Source organism: Pelomonas sp. KK5, from assembly GCF_001984095.1.
In the GTDB taxonomy this organism is placed as follows: Bacteria; Pseudomonadota; Gammaproteobacteria; order Burkholderiales; family Burkholderiaceae_C; genus KK5.
This window is the reverse complement of record NZ_LYVQ01000469.1, coordinates 1-1507: the sequence shown is the minus strand read 5'-3', so window position 1 is coordinate 1507 and position 1507 is coordinate 1. Positions and strand designations below refer to the sequence as shown.

General features: G+C 59.7%; 2 protein-coding genes. Both read left to right on the top strand.

Going from position 1 to position 1507, the window contains the following annotated elements:
• Nucleotides 1-81 precede the first annotated feature (81 nt).
• Nucleotides 82-420, top strand: coding sequence for a hypothetical protein (locus B0W88_RS33315; protein WP_144007141.1), 339 nt, complete (start codon nt 82-84; stop codon nt 418-420).
• A 91-nt stretch (nt 421-511) separates the two neighbouring features.
• Nucleotides 512-1006 (top strand): membrane protein insertion efficiency factor YidD, encoded by a 495-nt coding sequence (gene yidD / locus B0W88_RS35360; RefSeq protein ID WP_077038402.1) that lies wholly within the window; start codon nt 512-514, stop codon nt 1004-1006.
• The last annotated feature ends 501 nt before the right edge of the window (nt 1007-1507 follow it).

Here is a 1507-nt window from a genome sequence, read left to right as displayed (position 1 = left end):
CCTAACCCGCAGTTCCAGCCGACGCCTAACGGCGCGGCTGAACGCAATCGTTAGCCTGCCGGGCAGCAATTGGCTCTCTCCATGTCTGACGCCCAGGAGCCACGTGAATTGAGGCCGCGAATCGTTGCGCTTGAAATCGTTACCGGGCTGGCCCTGCTCGCCATTAGCGGAGCCGTGGCGAACTATGCTTTTCACTTGTGGGTCGGTGGCAAGTCATTTCAAGCCGTTGAGCTATTTGGCCTTTCAATCTGCTTTCTCGGCGGCTGCCTCGACCCAATCAACTGGATCTGGATTTGTCTCCCATTCACCAGGAACCTAATAGCTGAGTCTGGGCGTTTTGCGGTAGCTGGCTGGATCATCATCGGTCTTGGCTGGCTTGTCTTTGTTGTTGGCATGATCGGCAAGTACGCGCATCCATGATGCAATTCATGTCACTCTGCAGGGCTAACCCTGCATTCCAGCGGACGCCTAACGGCGCCGCTGAATTCTGACGTTAGGCCGCACGTCGAGCATGCGTCGTTTCGCGCTCTACCTCATTCGCGCATACCAGCGCTACGTTTCCCCGCACAAGGGCTTCTGCTGCGCATACCGCGTGTATTCCGGCCGCGCCGGTTGTTCCGAACTCGGCTACAGGGCCATCCGTAGAGTTGGCCTCCGGCGGGGGCTGCGGATACTTCAGAACAGAATGACGCTTTGTGGCGTTGCCCATCGAAGAATGCGGCATGCAAGGCCTTTGCATCTCGCCGGTCAACGCGGCGTCTGCGACCTGAGTTGCGATGTTCCTGGCGATATCGGCTGTGGGCATTTCGACATGCCCAGCTGTGGCCATTCGGGTGGCTGCTCGCGCCTCGGCGTGTGCGACTTTCTCAGCTGCTGCGACTGCGGCAGTTGGGACTGGCCAAGCCGCAGGCGGAAGGGAGCACAATCGAATGACGGCTATGTCTACATCCCTCCGAACTCCAAGTGGGCCGAGCCCGAGAAGCGGCGGGACAGAGATGCAGCCTAACCCGCAGTTGCGGCCGACGCCTAACGGCGCGGCTGAACGCAATCGTTAGGCGTCGGGCCATGCGCCGCCATCCCAGACGTTCGAGCCCACAATGAAACGGTACGGATACACCGACAAGGCGCGACTGGCAGAAGACGCTGTTCCTGCCGAATTGGCAGAGATTTCTCTCGTGGCGGCGCCAGACGAGCTTCGCCGTATCGCGCGGTTCCTTGAAACTTGTGCGAGCAACATGGAAACGCGCGGCAGGATGTGGGAGCACGAGCACCTCGCCGATAAGGACCGATCTTTCGCCGGCTCGCCGCATTTCATAGTATTCAATCCTGACTCTGTTCAGTGACCTCCATCGGAGACGATCCCAGCCATGAGTTCGGCGGCAAAAAAGGCAAAGTCAGTGGGTAGCGCTTTCGCGGAAGGCTTGTCTGGCCTTCCTGTCTCGCTGCCTAACCCTCAGTTCCAGCCGACGCCTAACGGCGCGGCTGAACGCAATCGTTAGGCTGCCGC